This window comes from Sphingomonas lacusdianchii (genome assembly GCF_022664395.1).
Taxonomy (GTDB): domain Bacteria; phylum Pseudomonadota; class Alphaproteobacteria; order Sphingomonadales; family Sphingomonadaceae; genus Sphingomonas; species Sphingomonas lacusdianchii.
Map to the genome: position 1 here is coordinate 81,457 of NZ_JAKRET010000015.1, position 17,003 is coordinate 98,459.

A 17,003-nucleotide genomic window follows, 5' to 3' on the forward strand; every position below is an offset into this window, starting at 1 on the left:
CATGTGGCTGATCGACCGCGACACCGATGGAAGAGGCTCAAACCGGATCCCGTTGCCGCCCCCGCTGCGGGAGGCGCTGGTGCGCTGGTATGTCGGGGAAGGGTCACTACACGACGAGAAGGCTGGCATCACGCTCGTCCAGAATGCCCGCATCGGTCACCGCTGGATCGCCTGCAGTTGCCTCGGGCGCGACCAGGCCCCGCCAATCCTGACGCCGGCCTTCCTCTCGGAAGCGGAGACGTACTACCTACGCCGCCTGACGAGCGCGAAGCGCCCAGAGCACCTGCCGGAGTGTCCCTTCTTTCGCGACCAGGTGACGAACCGGATCACCGAGGTCCGATCGAGGACCACCCCAACCGACCCGCCGGCGGGTTTCTTCGAGGTCCTGCGCCCCGCGCCGGAGAAGCTCGCACAGCGGCCAGAGGACGACGCAAGCGACGACCGCACCCGCAATGCGTCGATCCCGCGGCTCGCCCGATTGCTTTGGCGCTTGATGCACACGTCAGGCGTCAACCGGATTGCTCCACTCGCTTATGCGGAGGAATGGTCGATCAAGGCTGAGTTCGCGGCAATCACCCGAGCAGCCGCGAAGATTGAGATCGCCCCGGGTATCGAGCTCGCGCGAGCGCTTTGGACCCATGCCCGGCCGCTCCAGGCAAACGCCGTTTACGCGACCCTTCGGGCGCTCGAACCGCACTGGCCTAAGGCACACGCGCCCCAGGGCTTCGTCCTTCTCTATGCGCCGGGCTTCAAGGGTCAGGAGGTCTACTTGCCCGACGGTGACCCGGTCGCGATCGCGAACCGCGTCCAATCGCCTTCGATCAGGGGTAACCGGATCAGCGGCCCATTCCTGGTCCTGGTGGTGGCTGGCCAATACCCGGAGGCTCACGGCTACGCGCCGCTACGGGCTTACGCGCAGCCGGTTTTCAACGGCCGGCTTTTCGTCCCCGTCGAGTCCGACTTCGAGCGCGCCGTCCTGAGAAGGATTCTTGAAAGCCAGCGGCTTCTTCACTCTCGTGGAATTGATCTGGCGATCGATAAGCCGTTGTTCGACACCATGACGCCCGAGGGGCCGTGTCGACCTGACTTCGTGCTGGAAGCCAGGTCACGTGTCACCGGCGAGATCCGCTCGATCGTCGTGGAGGCAATGGGGTTCGACAATGATGACTACGCCGCATCGAAGGCGGTGACCCACCCCCGCATGCGACGTCTCGGTGCGCTCGTCACCATCGACCGAGACGAGGCAGAGACGGAGTCCGCAGTCGCGAAGATCGTTTCCGCCCTTGACGCTTAGATCGTGATCTCACGACCGGAGAACTGGAGGTCCGCGGTAGGGTGGATTCCTCCCTAGCTGCTATGGCGGAGCTCAAGAGCGATAGCGGCCGTTCATCGCAGTGGACGGCAGTGGCAGCTAACGACCCATTCCCGGTCGTTCTACAAGCCAGCGCGGCATCCCGAAACCGGCCGTTGCGGCAACCCGCAACAGTCCCGTATCTTCATGCTCAACAGACCGTTTCGGGAAAACGCAATCGGGAACAGGTTTTGGGAAAACGGCCCACATGGAGGCATCGGGAGACCAATCCCCCTTTGGCTGTCCCGCTGGAGCTCCCATTCGGGAATGGCCAGCCCCACCATTATTTAAGCATACTGACGAAGAAACACCGGGAGCAGCAAAAGCCAGACCCAACCTGTCATGAAGATGATCGGAGCTCGACGTGCAAACACCTCGCCGGCTTTGCGACCCCAAGCGAGCTCGTCATCATCGGCTTCATCCCGCCAAGGCGCGAGTTCCGCATGCTCCCTGATCGCCTGCGTCAGGCGCTGCCGCCAACGGTTTGCTGCGGCGCGAGCAGCAACGATGCTCAAACGAGCATGGAACGCAAGAACAAGGCCTAGAAGGGCTAGGGTAGGCGGCAGCAGCATCGCGAATGGTTCGTGCCATCGTCCGTTGGCGCTGCCCATGCTTGTGGAGTAAGCGATCACGAGGAACGCCTGCGACGAGATCAGCGCATTGAGGCGGGCGAGCATCAGCCCGCTTTCGTGCTGCATCTGCTCTCGGTAGAACCGCATGAGGTCGACCGGTTCGGTCAAGCATTCACCTCCAGGCCAGCCGCCATCGGTCGCAATGTGCGCACGCGCAGGTTGGTGACGGCAACAGGCGCACCTTCCGCGGCGATCTCCAGCCGGTCCGGTGCGGCATCGAAGTAGTGCTGGATGGTCCCACATGCTTCCCCGCCCAGCCCGAACAGCTCGAGCGAGGTCCGATCCAAGACCAGGTGGAGGTCGGTTTCGCGCGTCTCGGGCGAAGCCGCCCAGGAGAACCGGTCAACGAAGTAGCGATGAGAAAACCCGTGTGCGCCTCCTCGATCAAGGAAGAAACCGGGGTAGTTGCCGGCATCGAACCCGGCTGTCAGCGCTTCGCCTCCGCTGTTGCGAAAGCGCACGCTGACCCGCGCGCCGGGACTTGCGGCCACCCGCATCGAAACCTCCACGGCCTCGCCCGGCGGCAGGGCGACGGCAGCGAGCGACCCCGAACCTTTCGCATGAGGCAGGTCGATCAGCGTCCGGCCGGCGACCGGATCGAGTTCGATCGGCGTCTGGAGCAGTCGCCAGTCGTTTGCGCGTCTTCGCAGACCGAGGCGGCGCGGCAAGGTCATCGCGCCGCGAGCGCCAGAGTAGGGCACCTCGTTGCAGTAAAGCCAGTTGCTCATCCAGGCGATCGCCACCGGTGGGCCCGGTGCATCGGCATAGGTCTGAAGCGCGTAGAAGTCCTGCCCGAAGTCGGCCAACCGCGTGACGCTGTCCTCAGCCCTGAAGGTTTGTCCGTCAAAGCTGCCGACGAAATATTGAACGCAGCTGCCGCCCAAGGGTGCGCCGGGATTGATCGAGACGAACAGAACCCAGCGCGAACCGCCACCCTCGACCGGCACCTCGACGAGGTCCGGGCATTCGTAGTCAATCCCGAGCAGGCCGGCATTGGCAAACGAGCCCAGCTCGGCCCAGCGTTTAAGGTCGGTCGAGCCGTAGAAAAGCACGCGGTGCTCGCGCGAGCGGACCACCGTCATGATCCACCGAAGCGTCGGCTCGTGCCAGAACACCTTGGGGTCGCGAAACGAGGATGAGTTCACGTCGAGCACGGGGTTGCCCGCATACTGCCGGAACGTCCGGCCGCGATCGGTGCTTGTCGCGATCTCCTGCGTCTGTTTCTCGGCCGATGCGCGCGTGTAGATCGCGACCAGCCCGCCGCCGTTGCCGAAAAGGCCGCTGGTGCTGTCGCGGTCGAACACGGCCGAGCCGCTGAATGCCTGACCGGCGGCCGTCTCCGTCAGCGCGACCGGCAGCTCGCGCCAGCGGACCAGATCGGGGCTGACCGCATGACCCCAGTGCACATGCCCGGCTTTCGCCTCAAACGGGTTGTGCTGATAGAACAGGTGATACTCGCCCTCGTGAAAGATCAATCCGTTGGGATCGTTCATGAAACCTTTCGCGGGCGCATAATGGATGGTCGGCCGATAGCGCTGTTTGTCAGGCCGGATCGGCGACGCGGATGCCGCACCCCCTGCGATCACAGCTCCGATGCCTAGAGCGCCAAAGCCCCGGCGGGTGATTCCATCTATCGACAATCTCGCTCTCCTGTTCCCGATAGAGTCCTGGGCGCCTGCACGGGACGAGGCGCTCACCGCGTTTCGCGCCCTGGGGCGATCAGCTCGGCAGTTCAGCGCATCGCAGCAGTAGCCGTTCCTTTCGTAGCAAACGTTTTCAGATTTTGAAGCGACGTGCTTTGATGAGGTGGCGCGGTGTCGTAGGATTGGTGTCGTAGGATTAAAGTGGGCCTCGCTCTTGCCGTGCCCATGAACGTCGAGCGGCGGCTACGACGAGCCGAGTCAAGCTGCCCGCCAGTAGCGGAGTATGGAGCCAAAGTGACGGTCGGGATCAAGAGTATCGCCGCGGCGGCAGGCGTTTCCCCTGCAACCGTTTCGCGGGTCCTGGCGGGCAAAAGCGTGCGGCCAGCTTACCGCGAACGCGTTGAGAAGGCGATGCGTGGGCTCGATTATCGGCCCAATCTCGCGGCAAGGCGGCTGCGCGCACCCGAAGCAGGTGCGGTGGGCATCATCGTTCCCGACCTCGCCAACCCCTTTTTCACCGCGTTCGTGCGCACGGTCGAGGAACTTGCCTGGCGGGAAGGCCTGCGCGTCATCATCTGTGATAGCAACGAGGACCAGGTGCGCGAAGCGACCTACCGCCGATTCCTGCGCGAGGAACGTGTCGCGGGGCTTATTCTGGCTCCAGTCTCGCCAGAGACTCAATTGGACCTCGGAGCCACCCCTGCGGTGATCTTCGACAGGGCCATCGGCAACGAGCCTCATGATTCTGTGATGCTGGACAACCACGGCGCAGCGACTTCCCTGACCGGCGCGCTCAAGCAGAAGGGCGCACGCACGGTTCTGGGCCTGTTCGGGGACGGCGGCGTCGCCGCCGATGCGCGCGCACGGGGCTTTGCAGACGGCTCGGCGGCTCATGGCTTGGACACGCGGCTGGCGAGCATACCCTACGAGCACAAAGCTCGACGGCGGGCGGTCGAAGCTGCGCTCGCGGAGCATGAAGAGGTCGACGCCATCGTCGCGGTAAACAGCGACATCCTTCTGGAAGCGGCGCTATTGCTTCGAGGCCGGCTCGGCCGGGCGCTCGCGTGCTTCGACGATACGCGCTGGCTGAAGCTGCTCGACGTCGAGGTTCTGGTCGTCGCGCAGCCTGTGGAGGAAATGGCGCACGCTGCCTTGGCCATGCTTGTGGAACGCATGACGGACGAGGCGGGAGAGCCGCGCAGGCTTGTGTTCAAGGCGCAGATTTCCAAACCCATGTAAAGAACAGAAAACGTTTTCAGTTTCGGCGGAACCGATAGGGTGCCGGGGCTTTCTGACTGACAGCAGCGCAATCAGCATGTGTCGCGTACGCGCCGAAGACGATCGCTCATCGCGAACCACGACCCGGCGGATCGTCTGGCGGCATCAGCACAGTCGAGAAGGAAACCAGCATGGCTCAACCTCCACAGCAGCAGAACCACGTTCCCGGCACCGAAGGCGAGATGAATCCGAAGCCGGATCACGGCGAGGAAAGCTACAAGGGCTGCGACAAGCTGGTCGGCAAGGCGGCGGTGATCACCGGTGGCGACAGCGGCATCGGTCGCGCCGTGGCGATCGCCTATGCGCGTGAGGGTGCGGACGTGCTGATCTCGTACCTCGACGAGCATGAGGATGCACAGGAGACCAAGCGCTGGGTCGAAAAAGCAGGTCGCAAGTGCGTCCTGATGGCTGGCGACGTCGGCGACCCCGCGCACTGCCGGGCCATTATCCAGAAAGCCGTGGACGAGTTCGGACGGCTCGACATCCTGGTCAACAACGCGGCTTTCCAGATGTCGCGCGACTCCATCGACGAGATTTCGGACGAGGAGTGGATTTACACCTTCAACACCAACATTCACTCGCAGTTCTTTCTGACCAAGGCCGCGCTCAAGCACATGAAGTCGGGATCGGCGATCGTGAACACCACGTCGGTGAACTCGGACAAGGCGCCGCCCAAGCTGATCGCCTATTCCGCCACCAAGGCCGCGATCGCCAACTTCACCGCCAGCCTTGGCCAGTTGATCGCCGAGAAGGGCATCCGGGTGAACTCGGTCGCGCCCGGTCCGATCTGGACGCCGCTCATCCCCGCGACCATGCCGGAGGAGCAGGTCAAGACGTTCGGCGAGGAGACGCCGATGAAGCGCGCGGGCCAGCCCAAGGAAGTCGCGACGCTGTTCGTGTTCCTGGCGTCCGACGACTCGAGCTACGTCACCGGCGCCCGCTTTGCGGTGACCGGCGGCACGCCCGTTCTCTAACGAGGGGTGAGCGCCATGGATTGGTACCCGCTGGCGCTAACCACGCCCACGCGAAACCATGTGTTCGGTGGCACGATCATCGCGGACCGGCTCGGTCGCGACGATCTGCCGTCGAGGCGTATCGCCGAGACGTGGGAAGTCAGCGACGTCGACGAGGATATCGCGGTGGTGGCAAACGGTCCGCTCTCCGGCCGTTCGTTGCGCGATCTGACAATGGCCCATCCCGACGAGATGGTCGGACGCGGCTGGCGCGGCCCGCACTTCCCGGTGCTGACCAAGTATATCGACGCAACCGGCATGTTGCCGGTCCACCTCCATGCCGATGACGCCACCGCGCGGCGGCTGGAGTGCCAGCCCAACGGCAAGACCGAAGCGTGGCACATCCTCGACGCCGGCACGGGCGCGACGGCGTTGCTCGGCACCAAGCCTGGCGTGGACCGCGAGACGCTCCGGCGCACGCTGCTTGCCGAGGACTGGGACAGCGTCATGCGCCGGGTACCGGTCCGCACCGGCGAGACGGTGTACGTGCCGGGCGGCACGCTGCACAGCTTCGGCCCGCAGACGTTGATCTACGAGATCGAGCAGACCTCCAACATCCAGCAGCATGCGATGCCATGGCACATGGAGGACGGATCGGCGGTCGCTCCCGATGAGCGCGAGCGCAACATCGACAAGCTGCTGGAGGAGTGGCGCCCCGAGCCACAGCCGACCTTCGTGCCGCCGCTATCGATCAGGGTCGACAACGACATCGACCGTGCGATCTGCTGCGCGGGGCCTTACTTCGCGCTCGAGCGCTGGCGCGTGGGCGCGGGCGCCCGGCTCGATTACCGATTTGACCATGCGACGATCCTCAGCAACGTCGGCGCTGCCGCAGGAGTTCGGGCCGGGGCGTGGACTGGCACGCTGGGGCGGGCGAAGACGCTGCTCCTGCCAGCGGCATTGGGACAGGCTACCATCGAAGGGCCTGCCGATCTGCTGATCGGCTATCTGCCGCACCTCGAGCGGGACATCCGCGCGCCGTTGGCGGAAGCCGGGTACAGTGCCGCAATCGTCGCCCAGCTCGGCGAACTGTCGTCCCCTGCTGCGCCGCAAGAGACGGGGAGCTGCTGACATGGCCCATGTCACCGCCAACGATGGCACGAAGCTGTTCTACGAGGAGGCGGGAAAAGGCCGGCCGCTGGTCATGATCCATGGCTGGACCTTCACCGGGCGTTTCTTTCGCGATGTCGTGCCGGCGCTCAGCATGCACGCGCGCGTCATCACCCCTGACCTTCGTGGCCACGGCCGCTCCGACAAGCCGGACCACGGCTATCGCGTATCGCGGCTTGCGGCCGATCTGCGCGACCTGCTGATCGCGCTCGATCTTTCGGACGCGACGCTGCTCGGCTGGTCACTGGGATGCCCGGTGATCTGGAGCTACCTGGAGTTGTTCGGGCAGGATCGGGTACGCGACGTCGTGCTGGTCGAGCAGACCCCCAGGCAGTACCAGACCGCCGACTGGCGCAAGGCGCACGCCCAGTGCTTCGACCAGGCGAGCTGCGCGACCATGCTCATGCAGATGAGGGCCGACCCGGCCAGCTTCGACGAGCAGAACCTCACTTCGTGCATGCACCTGGCACCATCGGACGAAGACAGGCGCTTCATGCTCGCCGAGATGGCAATGGCACCGCTTGAGGCACGCGCGGCGGCGATGGCTGACCACACGGTTCATGACTGGCGCGACCTGCTGCCACACCTGGACGTTCCGGCGCTTGTGATGGTCGCCGAGAAGGACAGCGTGTTCCCGGAGGGCGGCGCGGAATGGGCCGGCGAGCACATGCCGAATGCACGCACGGTGCGCTTCGAGAACAGCAGCCACATGATCTTTCATGACCAGCGCGCCAAGTTCGAGCAGGTGGTGACCGATTACCTCGGCAGCGCCGATGACTGATCGCTTGCCATTCGCGTTTGGCGTGAACGAGTTCACGACCCAGCCTTGGTCGTTCGAGCAGGATCTCCACCACTACGACGCGCTGGGCGTCGAGACGATCGAGATATGCGAGCAGAAGCTCGACGACCGGCAATGGTCCGACCAGATGGCGCGGGTCGCCGATACAGGGCTGGTGATCAGCGCCGTTCAGCCGCTCGTTCGTACGTTCGGCGCCAGCCGGATGCAGCCCGAACCAGAGGGCGTGCAGGCGCGCACCGAACGGCTGCGGCTCAGCATCGAACGGCTTGCGCCGTTCGCCCGCGACGTGCCGTTCGTCGTCAACACCGGCGCCGCCGAGAAGGGCGACATGCAGGCCATGGTCGACACGACGATCGACCGGCTGCGCGCGCTGGCACCATACGCGGCGGATCACGGCGTACGGTTGGCGCTTGAGCCGCTGAACGCCACGTCGATGAACATCGAAACGGCAATTTGGACGCTGGCGCAAGCGAACGACATCGTCGACGCGGTCGCAATGCCGAATGTCGGCATCTGCCTCGACCTCTGGAACGTGTGGCAGAACGCCGACGTGGAAGCGGAGATCGTACGTGCCGGAAGCCGCATCTTCGTCCTTCAGGTCAGCGATTGGCGAACGCCGCGATCCTCGGGAGACCGGCTTGTTCCCGGAGACGGCGCGATCCCCATCGGGCCGTTGCTGCGGGCGGTCTACGCTGCCGGATACCGCGGTACCTGCACGGTGGAGATCTTTTCTCAGGACGTGGCGGACTCGCTTTACCGGACCGACCTCCAGGACGTGATCGGCCGATCGCGCAGCGGGCTCGAACACGCCTGGACAGCCTGACCCGCACGGCAATTCCCGAAATTAGTGATCAAAATGGAGAAGCATCATGAGCATCCTTTCCGCCCTCGGCGTCGAGTCCGAGAAGAAGGTGCGTTACGGCATCGTTGCCCTAGGTGACATCGCGCAGGAAGCGATGCTGCCCGGCGTCAAGCACACCGGCAACTCCGAAATAACGGCACTCGTCACCGACGACCCGGAAAAGGCGCGCCGTGTCGGTGAGCAGTACGGGGTGGCCGACCACTACGCGTCCGACCGGTTCAGCGAGATGCTTGCCTCCGGCAAGGTGGATGCAATCTACCTCGCCATGCCCAACTGGCGTCACGCGGAGTTCGCCGTGCCTGCTCTCAAGGCCGGCATTCACGTGCTGGTCGAGAAGCCGATGGAGATTTCCGCCGCCAAGGCGCAGGAAATGCTGGACGCACAGAGGGGCTCGTCCGCCAAGCTGATGGTCGCCTATCGGCTGCACTTCGAGCCGGCGACGCTGAACACGATTGAGCGCGTCCGGCGCGGCGACTTCGGCCAGGTCACCCTGTTCACGGCCACCTTCGGGCAGATGGTGTCGCCCGACAACCACCGAGCCAAGAACGGCGACAAGGCGGGGCCGGTGCTCGACATGGGGCCATATCCGGTCAACGCCGCGCGTTATATTTTCGGCGCGGAGCCGACCGAGGTGGTTTCCGCCACCGGAAGTCGCCACCCGGAAGCGGGGCTCGGCGACTTCGACGACACCGTCGCGGTTACCTTGCGCTTCCCGGAAGGTCGTCTCGCCCAGTTCGTCATCTCCTATTACGCCAACCCGCTCGACACCTATTTCGTCGTCGGCACCAAGGGGAGCGTGCAGCTCAATCCGGGGTTCATGTATGGTGGATCGTTGGAGCAGATGCTCACGATCGGCGAAAAGAAGAGCACGGAAAGCTTCAAGAACACCGACCACTTCGGCGGTGAAATGAAGTATTTTTCGGATTGCATCCTCAACGACCGCGATCCCGAGCCGGATGGTGAGGAAGGATTTGCCGACCTGCGCGTGCTGGACGGCATCTTTCGCGCATTGGAGACCGGTCAGCCGCAAAAGCTGGAGCCGTTCACCCGCACGAAGCGCATCGACACGGAGGATCAGGAGGAAAAGTTGGCAGCGCAGCGTTCTCCCGAACTCGTGAACACGTCCAGCCCTGCCAAGGGCAAGGACAAGGTCCCGAAGAACTAGCCGCTGAGTGTAGCCACGGCTTGCATGAAGATGAGTGTTCGACGCCGGGTGCCTGTCACCCGGCGTCGCAACGGATGCCGCTAAATGAAGCAAGCAACGATCCCGACGCCGCTCGACGCAGTGGTGTTCGACATGGACGGCACGCTGCTCGACACCGAGCGCCTTCACCATGAGGCGATGGGAGCGGCGGCGGTGGCACTAGGCTATCGCATCGACCCGGCGCTCTTCGCGGCAATGGTCGGCGTTCACCGCGAACTCAATCAGGCCATGCTGGTCCAGCAGCTCGGTCCCGAGTTCCCGGTCGAGGCTTTCTACGCCGACGCGGATGCCCGTTTCGCCGTCGCGGCATCCACTGGGATACGGTACCGTCCCGGCGTTCGGCATCTGCTGGATCAGCTCGCTGCCGACGGCATTCGCTGCGCCGTCGCGACCTCAACGGAAAGCCCGCGCGCGGAGGAGCGGCTGGCGAGTACCGGGCTGCTCGGCTATTTCGAAGCGGTGGTGACGCGCAGCGACGTCGCGCATCCCAAGCCAGCACCAGACCCGTACCTGCTGGCTGCGAAGCGGCTCGGCGTTCGCCCGGAGCACTGCCTCGCAGTCGAAGACTCGCTCAACGGCATTCGTGCAGCCGCGGCGGCCGGTATGGCCACGGTCATGGTCCCTGACCTGATACCGCCCGACTGGGAAACCGGCCGGTTGACGATCGCCACGCTCGAGAGTCTGGCTGAGCTCGAGGACATGCTTCCGCAGCGGACACGGCCAGGTGGTCGCGGGATCGGCACGGTGATTGCGCTGCTGCTTGCGCTGTGCACCCTCGTGCTGCTCGTCATGTCGCCGGCGGCGTTCGCTCAGGATGTGCCTGACACTGCGGCGAACAGCACCGCCGCCGCGACGCCGCGTGATCCCTATGGTCGCGAGACGCCGCGTGGGCTCGCCGACGGTCCGGTCGCCGCCCTCGCGGGCCAGGGATCACGAGCGGGCAAGTGAGTATTTCGATCTGTCCGGGGTAGCCAGGAGCAGGCGCACAGAACAGGGCGCCACCTAAAGGAAGGCCGGGCGCCTTCCCGTAACACCATCGTTTGCGGGACAGCCGGCGGCAGCTATCCGCTTCCGGCCTCCCGATAGCTGCCGGTCGGAAAAGTCCCCCGTTTCAGCCCCGGCGTTATTCATGAACCAACGACCGCTTCTGAGGTCGCGACCGAGGCAGATGGACGGCGAGGATTGGCCTTGAGCGGAAGGGCCATTTTTATGTCCGTACGCCCTAGCTTAGCTCCAGCGGAGCGTCGCCGCGAACCACCCGACGATGAAGAGCGTCACCGGCGTGGAGAGCAGGTAGAGCTTTTGCCAGCGCCACCACACCTTCGGCAGGAAAAGAGCGGCTCCACGCACCGTCCGCACGTCGTTCCAGACGCGGTCACGCCATAAACCATGGATAGTAACACTTACGGACAAGCACATTGCTATGCCACAACATAGCCCCGCCGCGAGGTAGATGGCGATCCAGTTCGCGATCTCGATGGGCGTAAACTGGGACACCATCACCTCACGTCAGTGCGCGTTCGACAAAACAAGCCGGATTGGACCGTTGTTCCGGCACCCCTCTAACTCAGGTTTTTTATCACACGGTAAACGACGAGAAGCGCCGCCGGTTGAGCATGGAGTGGAGAGGGAAGGGTGAGGAAGGCCGAGAGATTGGCCGCAGCCCTTCAGCCCGAGGATGCCGACCAGGTGTCCGCCAGCACTAGGTAACCTCGCCATGGAACGCTTCCTTCTGTTTATCAGGGACACCGCGGCCGCCGACGACGTCGCAGATATTCATCCTGACGAGTCATCCGCGCGCAAGGCCCTTGCTGCCTATGTCCGTCGCCGGACACGCGAACAGGGGCGGCCCATGCCGATCAACGACGACGTGGCGATCGCATCCTACTTCGAAGCAGACGGGGCGCTTTACGCAATCGCCCGCATCTCACCCGCGCGCTGAGGGAGACGCCCGATGGCCCTCGTCGCCCGAAAACCCTCCCAGCAGCTGGTCAACCTTGTGGGGACACTCGGCGGGAAATGGACCGGCAATACCGCCATGTGCCGTTGCCCAGCCCACACGGACACGACGCCCAGCCTCTCGCTCCGGCAAGGCGACAGCGGGCTCCTAGTGACGTGCTTCGCCGGATGCGATCCGGTGGATGTGCTGCGCGAACTCGACCGGATCGCCGTCACCAGGCACTACGACCCGCCGGCGGATAAGCCGAGGTCGGGCACGGCCAATATCGAGCGCCTCTGGAACGAGGCTCGCTCTGTGCCGGGTACATTGGGCGAGCGCTACTTGGCTTCGCGCTTCCTCGTGCCGATCCCGAACGACGTCCGGTTCCATCCGCGCTGCCCTCTGGGACCCAAGCCCAAGACGGTGTTCAAGCCGGCCCTTCTGGTCGCCATCAGGGAAGCGCAGAGACTTGTCGCTCTGCAGCGGATCTTCCTCGACCCCGAGACGGGCTGGTACACCGAGAAGGCAACGCTAGGGGTAATGGGCTCCGGAGCCTGGCGCGGGGGCGGGCTGGCCCCGACCATCGGCCTCGCAGAGGGGTTTGAAACCGCTCGCGCGTGGTCGGTCCTGAACAATCTACCCTGCTGGGCAACGCTAGGCTCTCGCCGGCTCGATCTCGTGACGATCCCTGATAGCGTCACGAGGCTGATCCTTGCCGGCGATCCTGATCTGGCAGGACACCGTGCGGTCAACCGCGCGACGGCACGCTACGCAGCCCCGAACCGCGTGATCCTACCCGACATCCCGAAGGGGCGCGGCGATTGGGCCAAGGTGCTCGAACTGCAGGAGAGAGGAGGGGGGAGGAAGGGGTGAGCTGCCGGAATGGCAGTTAACCCAAGGAGACCTCCCGATGCGCGATCTGCTCGATATTCCGGCCGTCACCGACCGGGACGCCGCCCGTACCATCGCAACTCTGCTCGCGGGTTCGGCGCCGATCGCGCGACGTGATCTCAATGCCGCCATGACCGAGGCTTTTGGGGGCTCCGACGCCGACGGGCGCTGGACCCAGCGCGACAGCTTTGAGATGCTGGAACACGCCCTGGCCATGCACCTGGTCGCGAGGCCTTACGAATTGGACGGCTTCGCTTCGGTTCGGGCGGCCAGCGCGATTATGGAGCGCCTCCCGACCCAGACGGTCCGCAGCGAGGAGCAGATCGACCTCCAGCAATTCTCGACCCCCGTCGACATCGCGGCGATTGCTATCCTGATGGCCGCTATCGCCCCCGAGGACATCGTTCTTGAACCCAGCGCCGGCAATGGCCTTCTGATCGCCCAGGCGCCGACGTGCGCGGCGCTGCAGCTCAACGAGCTCGACCCCAAGCGCCGGGAGCGACTTGCCGGCATCTTCGCCAATGCCACGGTCACCGGATGCGACGGCGCGGGACTGGTCAGCCACCACGCCAGCCTTCCTCGGCCCAGCGTCGTCGTGATGAACCCGCCGTTCTCACGGAGCGTCGGGCGGGGTGCGGATGACCTCGCGGCGATCCGACACCTTCAGTCGGCAATCCGGCGCGTTCGCAAGGGGGGCCGCATCGTGGCAATCATGCCCGATTGGTTCGCGCCGAGCGCCCGCGTCCGCGCCGCCTATGAAGCCGTGCTGACCGGCTGCACCGTCAAGACATCTCTTCGGCTAGAGCACTGCTACCGCAAACACGGCACCAACATAGCAGTACGGCTCTTTGTAATCGATAAGTGCCCCGGCGACACGGCACCGGTCATCATCCAGCGAGCGTCCGTCGCAGACTTCCTCGACGTCCTCGAGGTGCCGGCCCGCAGCGCGCTCGCGCCCGAGGTTGCCGCTCCGACATCGCCGGTGCCACGGACCGGCGCGTCGCTATTCGGCGCAGCGCGCGCGACTAAGGCGCCTACCCCCCGCCCGTTCCATGCGCCGGTGCGCAATAACGTCCTGCCCGTCGGCTATGCGGGCCTCGCGCAGCCGGCGCCGCTCGCGGAACAGGTTGGCGTCTATCTGCCCTACCGCCCGAGCCGGATAATCTTCGACACCGCGGGCGAGCACCCAACGGCACTGGTCGAATCCGTTGCGATGGGCTCCATCCCGGCCCCGATCCCGGCGCACATTCCGCACCTGCCCGAACGTACCGTCGCCGAGCGGATGCTGTCCTCCTCGCAGCTCGAGACGGTCGTCTATGCCGGGCACGCCTGGTCGCAGATGCTCCCCGGCACGTTCAAGCCTGCCAAAGAGGGTGTCGGTCTCACGATCGATCCCGAGGGCCGCGCATATCGGAAAGGCTTCTTTCTTGGTGACGGCACGGGCGCCGGCAAGGGCCGGCAGGTAGCCGCCTGTATTCTGGACAACTGGCTCCAAGGGCGCCGTCGTCACATCTGGGTGAGCAAGAACGAGCCGCTGCTGGAAGACGCTCGCCGTGACTGGACGGCCTTGGGCGGCCTGTCGGCCGACGTTCAGCCCCTGTCGAACTGGAAGATCGACCAGCCCATCAGGCTGGACGAGGGTGTTCTGTTCGTTACCTACCCGACCCTTCGATCCGCGCGCTCCGATAGCACACGGCTGCAGCAGATCATCGACTGGGCAGGCGATGATTTCGACGGAGTCATCGCCTTTGACGAGGCCCATGAGATGGGCGGGGTCGCCGGCGGTGAAGGTGCCATGGGCGCCAAGGAGGGATCGCAGCAGGGCATCTGTGGCGTGCTGCTCCAGAACAATCTTCCCGGCGCGCGGGTCCTCTATGCCTCCGCGACGGGCGCCTCTGACGTGAACAACCTCGCCTACGCGGTTCGGCTCGGCCTATGGGGACCGGAGACCGCCTTTGCAGGTCGTGAAGCCTTCATTTCCGAGATCCGGAAGGGCGGCATTGCGGCAATGGAACTCGTTGCACGAGACCTGAAGGCGCTCGGCCTCTATACCTCCCGCGCCCTCAGCTTCGCCGGCGTCGAATACGAGATCCTCCGCCATGGGCTGACCCCCGTTCAAATCGAGATCTACGACACCTATGCCGATGCCTGGGCCGTCATTCACCAGAACATGGAAGCCGCCCTTGAGCTGACCGGGGTGGTGGACGCGCTGGAGAACACGACGCTGAACAGCGGCGCGAAGGCGTCCGCGCGCTCGCGGCTTGAGTCCACGAAGCAGCGCTTCTTCGGGCAAGTGCTTCTTGCCATGAAGCTGCCTTCGGTGATCGCCGCGGTCGAGCAGCATTTGAAGAACGGCCAATCCGTCGTGCTGCAGCTCGTCACGACCGCCGAGGCCATTCTCGATCGCCGGCTCTCACAGATGTCCGCCGAGGAGCGTGCGGATCCCGAGATCGACCTCTCGCCCACCGAGTACGTCGTGGACTACCTGATGCGCGCGTTCCCGACCCGGCAGATGCAGGTCTTCACCGACGACACGGGTACGCCCCGGTCAGTCCCGATGAGCGACGAACACGGGCATCCGGTTCACAATCCCGACGCGCTTGCGGCACGCGACCAGCTGATCGAGCAGCTTTGCGCGCTGCCGCCCGTTAAATCGGCCCTCGATGCGGTGATCGAGCATTTCGGAACCGATCAGGTCGCCGAGGTGACGGGTCGCTCCAAACGGCTCGTGTCGACCTCGGACGGGCGCCAGAAGGTCGAGTCCCGTTCCGCCAGCACCAATCAGGCGGAATCCGCCGCATTCATGGCGGGGGCCAAGCGGATCCTCATCTTTTCCGATGCCGGCGGGACAGGTCGGTCCTACCACGCCAGTCTCGACGTCGCGAACCAGCAGCAGAGGGTCCATTTCCTGCTTGAGCCGGGTTGGCGGGCTGATCGCGCGATCCAGGGCCTGGGCCGCACCCATCGTACCCATCAGGCGTCGACGCCGCTGTTCAGGCCGGTGACGACAGACTGCAAGGGCGAGTTGCGCTTCACGTCGACCATCGCGCGCCGTCTCGACAGCCTCGGCGCCCTGACGCGCGGGCAGAGACAGACCGGGGGGCAGAACCTGTTCGACCCTGCCGACAATCTGGAAAGCGAGTACGCGAAGGATGCGCTCGTCACCTGGTTTCACCTGCTCGATAACGGCAAGCTGACCAGCACGAACCTCGACGACTTCTGCTCTCGCACCGGCCTTGAACTCCATGACAACGATGGGGTCTTGAAGGAGGAGCTGCCGCCGATCCAGCGATGGCTCAATCGCCTGCTCGCGCTGCCGATCGCGCTGCAGAACAAGATCTTCGACGAGTTTCTCGCCCTGGTCGAAACCCGGGTAGCAGCGGCGCGTGAGGCCGGGACGCTCGACGTCGGGGTCGAGACCATCACGGCGGATATGGCACGCGTGATCGAGGATACCTTGCTCCGCACCGATCCCAACTCGGGGGCGACGTCGCACCTCCTCACCATCGAGATCGCGCGCAAGAAGACGCCCATCTCGCTCGACCGCATCATGGAGCTCGCCAGGTGGCAGGACGATGTGGCGTTCGTCCACAATGCACGTTCGGGTCGCGTTGCTCTGCAGACCCGCGCCCGGTCCTGGATGAGCGAGGACGGAGAGCCGATCGCGCGCATCGAACTGCAGCGGCCGTGCCGGCGCGAGTACCTACGCGAGGCCGATCTTCTCGAAAGCGCTTGGGATGTCATCGATCGCGCAGCCTTCGAGGAGAAATGGGCGGCCGAGGTCGCCGAGGCGGCCACGCAGGTCGAGACCGAGACCATTCGCCTCGCGACAGGATTGCTCCTGCCGATCTGGTCGGCACTGCCTTCCGATCATCTGGCGGTGAACCGGATCGTGGACAAGGACGGCAACAGCTGGCTCGGGCGCCTCGTCTTCGATCAGCACGTCGTCCAACTCTATACCAAGCTTGGGATCGCCAAGACGGAGGACATGCCCGTTGAGGCGATTGCCAGGTCGGTTCTCTCGGGGCGGAGCGTCGAGGTCGCTCGCCCGTTCGCGATGACCCTGAAGCGGTCCGTGGTGAACGGCAACCCACGGGTGGAAATCGTCGACGCCCCGGCGTCGCAGCTGCCGTGGTTGAAGTCGCTCGGCTGCTTCACCGAAATCATCGCCTACCGCACGCGCGTCTTTGTCCCCGCCTCAGATGCGGAATCGGTCCTCGGCAAGGTCCTGGCCGCCGCCTGACGCGTCACCACGGGTCGACGCGCCCTCACGCGCGTCGA

At 64.8% G+C, this 17,003-nt stretch carries 14 protein-coding genes; 11 read left to right on the plus strand and 3 right to left on the minus strand.

The genetic code is table 11. The features are described from left to right. The first annotated feature begins 1 nt into the window (after position 1). A complete protein-coding gene (locus MF607_RS17910; RefSeq protein WP_242121341.1) occupies positions 2-1,294 on the plus strand; it encodes a DUF8535 domain-containing protein in 1,293 nt (430 codons plus the stop codon). A 344-nt stretch (positions 1,295-1,638) separates the two neighbouring features. On the opposite strand, the gene MF607_RS17915 is transcribed toward MF607_RS17910, so the two are convergent. Continuing rightward, positions 1,639-2,091, minus strand: coding sequence for a hypothetical protein (locus MF607_RS17915; protein WP_242121344.1), 453 nt, complete (start codon positions 2,089-2,091; stop codon positions 1,639-1,641). Further along, a complete protein-coding gene (locus tag MF607_RS17920; RefSeq protein ID WP_347340898.1) occupies positions 2,088-3,680 on the minus strand; it encodes a glycoside hydrolase family 32 protein in 1,593 nt (530 codons plus the stop codon). Before MF607_RS17920 ends, MF607_RS17915 begins: the two co-directional genes overlap by 4 nt. Before the next feature lie 240 nt (positions 3,681-3,920). On the opposite strand from MF607_RS17920, the gene MF607_RS17925 reads away from it, so the two are divergent. The 7 genes from MF607_RS17925 to MF607_RS17955 all read left to right on the plus strand — a co-directional run bounded on the left by MF607_RS17925 (position 3,921) and on the right by MF607_RS17955 (position 10,840). Then, positions 3,921-4,865 carry a LacI family DNA-binding transcriptional regulator gene (locus MF607_RS17925; protein WP_242121348.1) on the plus strand — a complete coding sequence of 315 codons (945 nt, stop codon included), beginning with the start codon at positions 3,921-3,923 and terminating at the stop codon, positions 4,863-4,865. 170 nt (positions 4,866-5,035) lie between these two features. Continuing rightward, positions 5,036-5,878, plus strand: a complete 843-nt coding sequence (locus MF607_RS17930) for a glucose 1-dehydrogenase (protein ID WP_242121350.1) — start codon at positions 5,036-5,038, stop codon at positions 5,876-5,878. 15 nt (positions 5,879-5,893) lie between these two features. Continuing rightward, a complete protein-coding gene (locus MF607_RS17935; RefSeq protein WP_242121352.1) occupies positions 5,894-6,988 on the plus strand; it encodes a class I mannose-6-phosphate isomerase in 1,095 nt (364 codons plus the stop codon). Position 6,989: 1 nt separating this feature from the next. Then, complete coding sequence (locus MF607_RS17940) at positions 6,990-7,808, plus strand: alpha/beta fold hydrolase (protein ID WP_242121354.1); 819 nt, start codon at positions 6,990-6,992, stop codon at positions 7,806-7,808. 22 nt (positions 7,809-7,830) lie between these two features. After that, positions 7,831-8,649, plus strand: a complete 819-nt coding sequence (locus MF607_RS17945) for a sugar phosphate isomerase/epimerase family protein (protein WP_242121356.1) — start codon at positions 7,831-7,833, stop codon at positions 8,647-8,649. Positions 8,650-8,695: 46 nt separating this feature from the next. After that, positions 8,696-9,853 (plus strand): Gfo/Idh/MocA family protein, encoded by a 1,158-nt coding sequence (locus MF607_RS17950; protein ID WP_242121358.1) that lies wholly within the window; start codon positions 8,696-8,698, stop codon positions 9,851-9,853. 84 nt (positions 9,854-9,937) lie between these two features. Next, a complete protein-coding gene (locus tag MF607_RS17955; protein WP_242121360.1) occupies positions 9,938-10,840 on the plus strand; it encodes an HAD family hydrolase in 903 nt (300 codons plus the stop codon). A 279-nt stretch (positions 10,841-11,119) separates the two neighbouring features. Here MF607_RS17955 and MF607_RS22955 read toward each other — a convergent pair whose 3' ends face one another. After that, positions 11,120-11,242 carry a hypothetical protein gene (locus MF607_RS22955; protein ID WP_347340899.1) on the minus strand — a complete coding sequence of 41 codons (123 nt, stop codon included), beginning with the start codon at positions 11,240-11,242 and terminating at the stop codon, positions 11,120-11,122. A 367-nt stretch (positions 11,243-11,609) separates the two neighbouring features. Here MF607_RS22955 and MF607_RS17965 point away from each other — a divergent pair, with 367 nt between their 5' ends. The 3 genes from MF607_RS17965 to MF607_RS17975 are packed head-to-tail and all read left to right on the plus strand — an operon-like array spanning position 11,610 to position 16,965. After that, positions 11,610-11,834 (plus strand): hypothetical protein, encoded by a 225-nt coding sequence (locus MF607_RS17965; protein ID WP_242121362.1) that lies wholly within the window; start codon positions 11,610-11,612, stop codon positions 11,832-11,834. Positions 11,835-11,846: 12 nt separating this feature from the next. Next, entirely contained in the window at positions 11,847-12,704 is an 858-nt protein-coding gene (locus tag MF607_RS17970; RefSeq protein WP_242121364.1) for a DUF7146 domain-containing protein, read from the plus strand. 37 nt (positions 12,705-12,741) lie between these two features. Then, positions 12,742-16,965: a strawberry notch family protein gene (locus MF607_RS17975; protein ID WP_242121366.1), complete on the plus strand. Its 4,224-nt coding sequence runs from the start codon at positions 12,742-12,744 to the stop codon at positions 16,963-16,965. Positions 16,966-17,003: the final 38 nt, after the last annotated feature.